The organism is Wohlfahrtiimonas larvae (assembly GCF_002006755.1).
Taxonomy (GTDB): Bacteria; Pseudomonadota; Gammaproteobacteria; order Cardiobacteriales; family Wohlfahrtiimonadaceae; genus Wohlfahrtiimonas; species Wohlfahrtiimonas larvae.
In genome coordinates this window covers 1-8,808 of the sequence record NZ_MVDO01000102.1, presented here as the reverse complement: position 1 = coordinate 8,808, position 8,808 = coordinate 1, and the positions used below count along the sequence as shown (strand labels likewise).

General features: G+C 36.9%; 11 protein-coding genes. 8 read left to right on the top strand and 3 right to left on the bottom strand.

Features of this window, described 5'->3' with window-relative positions:
• Together BZK14_RS06350 and BZK14_RS06345 are read right to left on the bottom strand one after the other, a co-directional pair.
• Positions 1–425 (bottom strand): lyase family protein (locus tag BZK14_RS06350; RefSeq protein ID WP_245831197.1); only part of this gene is annotated, 425 nt, incomplete at its 3' end.
• Between the two features lie 117 nt (positions 426–542).
• Positions 543–983: an RrF2 family transcriptional regulator gene (locus BZK14_RS06345; RefSeq protein WP_077925708.1), complete on the bottom strand. Its 441-nt coding sequence runs from the start codon at positions 981–983 to the stop codon at positions 543–545.
• A gap of 126 nt (positions 984–1,109) precedes the next feature.
• Here BZK14_RS06345 and cysK point away from each other — a divergent pair, with 126 nt between their 5' ends.
• The 8 genes from cysK to BZK14_RS06305 all read left to right on the top strand — a co-directional run bounded on the left by cysK (position 1,110) and on the right by BZK14_RS06305 (position 8,314).
• On the top strand, positions 1,110–2,045 hold the full coding sequence (gene cysK / locus BZK14_RS06340; protein ID WP_077925707.1) for a cysteine synthase A: 936 nt from the start codon (positions 1,110–1,112) through the stop codon (positions 2,043–2,045).
• A gap of 26 nt (positions 2,046–2,071) precedes the next feature.
• The gene (locus tag BZK14_RS06335; RefSeq protein ID WP_077925706.1) at positions 2,072–2,734 is read left to right on the top strand and encodes an amino acid ABC transporter permease; all 663 of its coding nucleotides are present in this window, start codon (positions 2,072–2,074) and stop codon (positions 2,732–2,734) included.
• Entirely contained in the window at positions 2,715–3,392 is a 678-nt protein-coding gene (locus BZK14_RS06330; protein ID WP_077925705.1) for an amino acid ABC transporter permease, read from the top strand. Before BZK14_RS06335 ends, BZK14_RS06330 begins: the two co-directional genes overlap by 20 nt.
• Before the next feature lie 9 nt (positions 3,393–3,401).
• Complete coding sequence (locus tag BZK14_RS06325) at positions 3,402–4,139, top strand: amino acid ABC transporter ATP-binding protein (RefSeq protein ID WP_077925704.1); 738 nt, start codon at positions 3,402–3,404, stop codon at positions 4,137–4,139.
• A 66-nt stretch (positions 4,140–4,205) separates the two neighbouring features.
• Complete coding sequence (locus BZK14_RS06320; RefSeq protein WP_077925703.1) at positions 4,206–5,054, top strand: cysteine ABC transporter substrate-binding protein; 849 nt, start codon at positions 4,206–4,208, stop codon at positions 5,052–5,054.
• A 238-nt stretch (positions 5,055–5,292) separates the two neighbouring features.
• The gene (locus tag BZK14_RS06315) at positions 5,293–5,502 is read left to right on the top strand and encodes a DUF1656 domain-containing protein (RefSeq protein ID WP_077925702.1); all 210 of its coding nucleotides are present in this window, start codon (positions 5,293–5,295) and stop codon (positions 5,500–5,502) included.
• A gap of 2 nt (positions 5,503–5,504) precedes the next feature.
• Complete coding sequence (locus BZK14_RS06310) at positions 5,505–6,377, top strand: efflux RND transporter periplasmic adaptor subunit (protein WP_171973651.1); 873 nt, start codon at positions 5,505–5,507, stop codon at positions 6,375–6,377.
• A 2-nt stretch (positions 6,378–6,379) separates the two neighbouring features.
• Positions 6,380–8,314, top strand: a complete 1,935-nt coding sequence (locus tag BZK14_RS06305) for an FUSC family protein (protein WP_077925700.1) — start codon at positions 6,380–6,382, stop codon at positions 8,312–8,314.
• On the opposite strand, the gene BZK14_RS06300 is transcribed toward BZK14_RS06305, so the two are convergent.
• Positions 8,282–8,808: NAD(P)/FAD-dependent oxidoreductase (locus BZK14_RS06300; protein WP_171973650.1), on the bottom strand; the 527-nt coding region annotated here is incomplete at its 5' end. The genes BZK14_RS06305 and BZK14_RS06300 overlap by 33 nt on opposite strands.

Below are 8,808 nucleotides of genomic sequence, written 5' to 3'. Positions count from 1 at the left end.
TCATTGGTGGATTGCGACATGTTTACATGATTATTGGGATTAATGATGTCATATTGACCTTTTTCATGCCCCAGAATTTCTAATGCAAGATTCGCAATTACTTCATTGGTGTTCATATTAACTGAAGTGCCAGCACCACCTTGGAATGCATCTATCGGAAATTGATCCAAACAACGATCATCTTTTAAAATTAGATCACAGGCTTTGATGATAGCTTCTGCAATTTTAGGTTCTAATACATGTAATGATTGATTGGCTAAAGCTACAGCTTTTTTCGTCAGTGCCATACCACGAATGATTTCAGGCATATCATTAATGGTTTGAGATGAAATTTTAAAGTTATCCATTGCTCTTTGTGTATGAATACCGTAGTAGCAATCATTGGAAATCTCTTTACTGCCGAGTAGGTCAACTTCTTTACGCATTTAATCCTCTTGATGTCACAATTAGTGTTTATAAAAGTATGAGACGATTCTTCATTGTAATGCGTTTAATTATATTGTCACCCACAAAACAAAGTTATGACATAAAACATCAAATTATTATAAATAATACATGTAATTATCATCGTCTTTTTGTGCATCTTCAGCAAGGTCTGCTAATGTAACAGAGCTTAAGCTCTCTTTTAATGCCTCATCTAAACGGATATAAATTTGTTGTTGTAGTGCTTGCTCAATTTTAGGTGCGATTTCATCCACAGTTTTTTCATTATCTGCAAACAAAGCAGGTTCAACGCTAGATAATACTTCATAGATGGAAATTTTATCCGGTGTATTGGTTAAAAAATAACCACCTTGAGCACCTTTAATGGCAGAAACAATGTTTCCTTGTTTTAATTGTGAGAAGACACGTTCTAAATAAATTTTAGAAATATTGAGATCTGTTGCAATCTCTAAAATAGTCATTGTTTCTTTGGAATCATATGCCATTGCCATCTTTGTGACGGAGGCTAAAGCGTAACGTGATTTTGCAGATAGTTTCATTTTCACCTTCTTACATAAAAATTGATTGACAGTTTATCAAATTCTCTGATAATTTATAAGACATATAAAGCATATATTAAAAGTATGTTAATTCAGAATCAAGTTAAAATGTTAGAAGGAAGAGAAATGACAAAAATTTATGAAAGTTTAACTGATTTAATCGGTAATACACCACTATTAAAATTAAACCGCTTCTCTCAGCATGAAGGTCTAGAAACACCTTTGATTGCTAAATTAGAATATTTGAACCCAGCTGGCAGTGTGAAAGATCGTATTGCATTGGCTATGGTTGAAACAGCAGAAAAAGCAGGCATTCTAAAAGAAGGTTCTGTCATTATTGAGCCAACGAGTGGCAACACAGGCATTGGTTTAGCATCTGTTGCATCAGCGAAAGGCTACCGCATCATTTTAACAATGCCGGAAACAATGAGCATTGAGCGCCGTAATTTATTACAAGCTTATGGTGCAGAATTGATTTTAACAGAAGGCGCGAAAGGTATGAAGGGCGCAATTGCAAAAGCTGAAGAATTATCTAAAGAAATTGCAAACAGCGTAATCTTAGGTCAATTCGTAAACGCTGCAAACCCAGCTGCGCACGAAGCAACAACTGGCCCTGAAATCTGGAATGATACAGATGGCCAAGTGGATATTTTAGTGGCAGGTATTGGTACAGGCGGTACGATTTCTGGGACTGGCGCTTATTTGAAAAAGCAAAATCCGAATATCCAGGTCGTGGCAATTGAGCCAGAATCTTCTCCAATTTTATCGAAAGGCGTTGCAGGTCCACATAAAATTCAAGGTATCGGTGCAGGTTTTGTGCCTGAAACATTGGATACTAAAGTTTATGATGAAGTGATCACAGTATCAGACAGCGATGCATTCTCTGTTGCGCCAGTTGTAGCAGGTACAGAAGGTTTATTGATTGGTATCTCTTCAAGTGCAGCATTGAGTGCAGCATTGGAATTGGCACGACGTCCTGAGAATAAAGGCAAAAATATTGTCGTAATCTTACCAGATAGCGGTGAAAAATATCTTTCAACACCACTATTTGAAAAAAGATAAATATACATAGAAGATGAAACAAAGCCATGGATTTTTCGTACATTGTTAAAGTATTACCAACCTTAGAGAAAGCTCTATGGCTTACGGTTAAAATCTCATTATTTGGGATTGTGAGTGCAATCATTTTGGGCGTGATATTGAGTTTAGTGATTTTCTATCGCTTACCAATCCTCGCCCGCATTGCACAAGGTTATGTGGCATTTTTTAGAAATACGCCATTATTGCTGCATCTTTTCTTTCTGTATTTTGGTTTACCGCGCGCTTTTGGTGTTGTTTTAAGTTTTGAAGTAACTGCATTATTAGGTTTATCACTTTTGGGTGGCGCTTATATGGCAGAAGCTTTTAAAGGTGGCATTGAATCAGTTACAAAATCTCAGTTTGATTCAGGTAAAGCGATTGGTCTGAATCGACTGCAGATGATTCGTTACATCATATTGCCACAAGCATTTTCATATTGTATCCCAGCACTTGGCGCGAACTGTATCTTCTTATTCAAAGAAACATCAGTATTCACAGCAATTGCAGGCACAGACATTACAACGGTTGTGGTGAATTACATCAGCAACGTTGGCCATACCAATGAAAATTTGCTGCTCTTAGTGATTGCGTATGTGATTGTGATTCTGCCATTTACGATGATCTTATCTTATGTGGAAAAGAGGGTGCGCTATGCAGAATTTGGGTCTTGATATTCTGGATTGGATCACCGTTAAGCGTTTAGCAAGCGGGCTCTATTTCACATTAGAAGTTGCATTGATCTCAATTGTTTTGAGTGTAATTTTAGGCACAATCTTTGGTGTACTTCGTACTTCCAATAATTGGTTTATTCGTACAATATTCAGAATTTATTTAGAGATTGTGCGTGTATTACCAACATTAGTTTTATTGTATTTGTTGTATTACATTTTTCCCACAGATTTAAAAATTAATATCAGTGGGCGAGCAGTTGGCATCATCGCATTTACATTCTGGGGCGCTGCGGAAATGAGCGACATCATTCGTGGTGCAATTATTTCGATACCAAAGCATCAGAAAGAATCAGCACAAGCCATAGGATTAAATAACGTTCAGCTCTTTAGATATGTTTTGTTACCTCAAGCTTTTCAGCGAGCATTACCTGCGACATTAAATCTCTCTTCCCGCATCGTAATGACAACATCGCTCTTGGTTTTGATCGGCGTACAAGACATTACAAAAGTGGGCAAAGAGATCATTGAATACGCAACGATGATGAATAACCCAATGGCACCGTTTTGGATTTATGGCGTGATTTTACTGATCTTCTTTTTGATCTGTTATCCGCTCTCGAAATTAGCAACCTTTTTAACACGCAAATCAGGTCAATAAGGATACAAAATGTCAGATGTTTTATTAAATATTGGCAAGCTCACTAAAACTTTTTCAGAGCGCACCATTTTAAATGGCATTGATTTGGCTGTGAAGAAAGGTGAAGTGGTTGTGATTCTAGGACCTTCTGGTTGCGGTAAATCGACATTCTTACGCTGTTTGAATGGTTTAGAAAAAATAGATAGTGGTTCAATTCAATTGGATGATGAAGAGTTAAATCAGCCTAAAACAAATTGGATCAATGTGCGACAAAAAATTGGGATGGTGTTTCAGAGTTATGATCTCTTCCCAAATATGACAGTTTTAGACAACATTCTGCTGGGGCCTTTAAAAGTTCAAAAGCGTGATAAAGCAGAAGTGATGAAACAAGTGGATGAGCTATTAACACGAGTAGGTTTATTGGATCGTAAAAATGCTTATCCAAGAGAATTATCAGGCGGACAAAAGCAGCGCATCGCGATTGTTAGAGCGCTCTGTATGAATCCTGAAATCATGCTCTTTGATGAAGTGACAGCTTCACTTGATCCCGAAATGGTGCGAGAAGTGCTGGAAGTGATTCAAGGCTTAGCAAAGCAAGGCATGACGATGTTGATCGTGACGCATGAGTTGAATTTTGCACGTAGAGTTGCAAATCGTATTGTATTTATGGATCAAGGCAATATCGTGGAAATGGCTTCGCCTGAACAGTTTTTTACAGCGCCGAAAACAAAGCGCGCACAGCAGTTTTTAACCGTTTTTGATTTTTAAGTATCCAAAACTTATTTGTTTAGTATCAGCCAATTGTTAATTAATTATAAAAAAGGAAGGATTGTCATGTTTAGTTTTAAAAAATCAGCATCAGTCGCATTATTGGGTTTATCGGCACTATTTTCTTCATCTGCATTAGCACAAGAAGTAGATAATAGCTTGCAAGAAGTAAAAGATCGTGGTGAATTACGGATTGCTGTATTCAGCGATAAGCCACCATTTGGTTATGTGGATAGAGAAGGCAAAAGCCAAGGTTACGACATCGAATTAGCAAAACACTTAGGTAAAGCGCTATTTGGCGATGAAAATAAAGTCACATTCGTATTAACAGAAGCGCAAAACCGCATTAACGTTTTGAATGCAAATAAAGTGGACATTACATTGGCGAATTTCACAGTAACGCCAGAGCGCATTGAGCAAGTGGATTTTGCAAAGCCATACATGAAAGTTGCGATCGGCTTAGTTTCTCCAAATAAAGCATCCATTACAGATGTGAAAGATTTGGATGGCAAAGTATTGATCGTGAACAAAGGCACAACGGCTGAAACTTATTTTGAAAAAAATCACCCGAACGTGCAGTTACAAAAATATGATCATAACTCAGAAGCATTTGCCGCATTGAAAGATGGTCGTGCAGCAGCATTAGCGCATGACAATACAATGTTATATGCCTGGGCGAAGAATAACCCTGAATTCGATGTATCAGTACAAGTGATCGGCCCAGAAGATGTGATTGCACCAGCAGTTAAAAAAGGTAATAAAGCATTGTTGGATTGGTTGAATGCTGAAATCACAACATTACAAAGCCAAGAATTTTTCCACAAAGCATACGATAAATCAATGAAATCATTTTATGGGGATAACATTAATCCAGATAACATCGTGATTGATGCAAGTAACCTCACCCAAGAATAATAATAACTATAAGTTCTCTTTCTCTTTCTCGAATTTTGCCCAGTTTCCCCAAACTGGGCTTTTTTTCATGAAGTCTATTAAAATTTCTGAGATGGAAAATTCGTACTTTTAGGCACTATGTTTTATGTGATAATGAACAGAATGGATCGTGATAGATAAAATCTCTTTATGAGGTAGCACGCTCCAGTGCTACGTAATGTTAATATATGAAAAGTTAAGAAATGTAGTTGAGGAAAACATGCATGATGTTGTTTTTGGTTCTTTAGTATTTTTGCCGGGGATTATTAGGGTGTTAATCTTGGCATTTTTTATGTGGCTGTTGATACGAGGATTTTATCGTAAAAAGCTGTATTCAAGTAATATTTGGCACCCTAATTTAGTAGATATTAGCGTCTATTTTGTTGCTTTATATATCAGTCACTTAATTGTTTTATGGATACAAGGTTAACAATGAATAAATTTATAACACGCTATTTATTAACAGTCATTATGGCTTTTATTATGGTGGTCGCAGCGATTACATTATGGAATTTTTATGTACAAGGAGGCTGGACAAGAGATGGCAAGATTCGAGCCAATGTGATTCAGGTTTCTTCCCAAGTTTCTGGTAAATTGATCAATTTACCCATCATTGATAATCAATTGGTTCAGCAAAATGATCTATTATTTGAAATTGATCCCATTGATTACGAAATCAATTTGAAAAATTCAGAAGCGCAATTGAAACAGCTGCGCATTCGTCAAGAACAGGCTGTATTGCAATATAACCGCCGTACAAGTTTAGGGGAAGGTGCTGCGATTTCAAAAGAACATTTAGAAGAGGCTAAATATAATTTAGATTTAGTGAATGACCAAGTCGAACAAGCAGAAATTGCTGTGGAAAAAGCAAAATTAGATTTAGCCCGCACGAAGGTTTATGCAGAAGAAACTGGCTATATCACCAACCTAAATGTTCGTGAAGGTAACTTTATTCCAGCAGGACAGCCGTTATTTGCTTTAGTGGATCAAAATAGCTTTCATGTTGTGGGTTATTTTGAAGAGACAAAGTTAAAGCATGTGGAAATTGGTAAACGTGTTGAAATTATTCCATACAATGGAGATGCAAAAATGTATGGCACGATTACAGGTTATGGCCGGGCTATTTTTGATCAAAGTGCAAAAACAGGCGAACAATTATTGCAAGCAGTTCAACCCAATTATCCTTGGGTGACCTTAGCACAGCGTATTCCTGTTAAGATCCAATTAGATCATCCGCAAGAGGAATTAAATGATCGCCATTTAATTGCGGGAACAACCGTAACAGTTGTGATTTTAGATGATTAATCATGATGGCTAAATTACAAAAAATCTTTGAAAGTTTGGCAAGATTACAATATGGCTATGCCATTCGTGTGGTTTTAGGTGTTGCCATCGCTTGGTTTGTTTCATTTAGATTACAAATCGATAAGCCATATTGGTCAATTATGACTGTGATGATTGTTACTTTGCCAACACAAAGTGAATTGTTGAATAAATTCATCGCACGCTTTATTGGTACGATGGTCGGGGCATTGATGGTGAACATCATTGCCAGTATTGCCTTAGATGATCAATGGTTATTTGCCATTTATATGGCCTTTTGGTTATCCATTTGTGCTTATTTGGCAACTGCTAAAGGTTCTTTGTCATCTTATGGCTTCGCATTGTGTGGTTATACATCCGCTATTTTAGGTTTTACATTGTCGATTCAGCCTAGTAGCTATATGGTATTTCAAATTACACAAGCTCGGATTACAGAAATTTTGATTGGTTTAGTTACAGCATTTTTTGTTTCCATGTTATGGCCATCGCATTTAGATCATCGTCAAACGCGCTTACAAGTTCGAGCTAAGCGCCAACAAATACGCCAGATGTATGTTAATTTGTTAACACCTGATTATGATCAACGCCTATTCATTCAAGAATATCGTCATACCCTGCATGACTTAATGAGTTTTCGCAGTGCTTTAGCCATGAATCTTTTTTCGATTTCTGAAGAACGTAAAGATGCCATGGGAATTTTTCAGTATGGACAACGTTTGATTGCAGCAATGTCTAATGTTTTATTGATTGAAGCAATGAAGACAGAGTTAATGGCAATATACCCAGCTGCGATGACTGCTTATTTAGAAAGCTTACGACAATGGTTAGCATCTGCTCAAGTGCGCTCAGAAAAAATTTTAACGAAGCCAGAACCGCCAGCGGAATTATTACAAGATATTAAAGGCCGTAGTTTTATTCAGAAATTGAATGAAAAAATAGATTATTGGTATAGCATGCGTCTAAATGAGGATGTTGATGAATATATACCGAGTATGCGTATTTATTATAGTGATTATAAAGAAGCATGGCTCAATGCAGTGCGTACATTTTTTGCTTTGATGTTGGGCATGTTTTTTTGGATGAGTACAGGCTGGGATATGGGATTTGTTTTGATGGTAATCATTGGTGTTATTTGTACTTTGGGCGCTACTTATCCCATGATTAACAAATTACTCACCATCAGTATTCTAATGAGTATATTTATCATGGTGCCAGTATCGTATGCCCTGAAGTTTGGATTGTTGATTCAAGCTACGAGCTTGTTGCCAGCTATGTTGGTAGTATTGCCTTTTTATTTTATCGCGGCTTTAATTCGTGTTAGCTCTATGCTTGGTTTCTTAATTGGGTATGGTTTTTTATTATTTTCTTCATTTTTGATTGGTTTTTCTAATCCAATGAATTATAGCTTTGCTCTATTTGCTAATAGTGCTTTGGCATTAGTGGTTGCTTTGTGTATTATTTTACTAATTTTTAGCATTATTAGACCCAGTTCTGATGAGCAAAAATTACATAGAATTAAGCACAGCGTATGGCAACATTTCAATGCATTAGAAAATAGTCAGATTACTGCTAAAGGTTTAAAAGATTATGAAGCATATTTGTATAATGCGGTTCATAAGACGCAAATGATCCCAGATCAATATGGTAAGCCAGAATTATTGGCATTCATCTTTTTAACATTGGTCATTTTGCGCGCCCAATTGCGTTTACATGAACAAAATATTGAGTGGCGATTACCTGAAGAAATACGAGGTTTAATTAATGATGGAGAGTATCTGCAGGCAATTGATCTCATTCATCAACAAAAGGAAAGTATATCCGATGCAATGATTGCCCAATCTTATTGGGAGATTGAAACGGCAATCACAGCATTGAATCGTTTTTTATCAACGGGACCAACGACGGAACTTATCTGCTAGCCAAGCACATAGCCCACGCCAAATGCCTAAAATATGCATTTGGTGTTGGCGATATAAAAAGACATGTGCAATTTTGGCTGTAAAACCTCGGAAGGATAAACCTTTAAAGGCAGTATTATTACCAAAGACACCAAAGGATGCATATCGCCCAACACTCACTAAAGATCCCCGATCAATATATTTAAAATCAGGAATATTAGGTGATTGATCCACAATAGCAGAAAAGTTTTTGCTTAAGTAGACAGCTTGTTGAGAGGCAACTTGTGCAGTAGGCGCTAGGGGAGAATCTTTAACAAATGAACTGTCACCAATGGCAAATACATTGGGATCATTCAGTAACTGAAAATGCTTATTCACTGCTAACTGATTAATTCGAGATAATTCAACATCTTTGAACTTCGTTAAGACATCAGGGGCTTTAACGCCCGCAGTCCATACGGCTTGATCAGATTGGAAAACCTCACCACTTTTGAGCGTAACGCTGGTTGCTGTGA